The sequence below is a fragment of the Streptomyces viridosporus genome (genome assembly GCF_002078235.1).
GTDB lineage: Bacteria > Actinomycetota > Actinomycetes > Streptomycetales > Streptomycetaceae > Streptomyces > Streptomyces viridosporus.
In genome coordinates this window covers 1-415 of the sequence record NZ_MSGP01000442.1, presented here as the reverse complement: position 1 = coordinate 415, position 415 = coordinate 1, and the positions used below count along the sequence as shown (strand labels likewise).

Annotated in this window: 1 protein-coding gene; it reads left to right on the top strand. The window is 74.0% G+C overall.

Features of this window, described 5'->3' with window-relative positions:
* Positions 1-415, top strand: a 415-nt coding sequence (locus tag B7L92_RS42820; protein ID WP_497591559.1) for a polysaccharide deacetylase family protein, incomplete at both ends; no start/stop codon positions are given.

The window sequence follows — 415 nt, the reverse complement described above, 5'->3', positions numbered from 1 at the left end:
CGAGACCAACGCGACCCTGCGGTCGGTCCAGGCCAAGTACGGCCTGACCGAGGTCCTTTGGAACGTCGACTCGCAGGACTGGAACGGCGCGAGCACCGACGCGATCGTGCAGGCCGCCTCCCGGCTCACCGACGGCCAGGTCATCCTCCTGCACGACTGGCCGGCGAACACCCTGGCCGCGATCCCGCGCATCGCGCAGAACCTGGCCTCCCGCGGCCTGTGCTCCGGCATGATCTCCCCGCAGACGGGCCGCGCCGTCGCCCCCGACGGCTCCGGCGGGGAACCGCTCTTCGGGGACATGGCCGGTCGGTCTGCCGCCGCGCGGTCGGCGAAGTGGGCGGACGCGTGGCCGAGGCCGCTCACGGCGAGCGCGACGAGCGCTGCTGCCGCCGCGAGACCTTCGTGCACCCGGCAC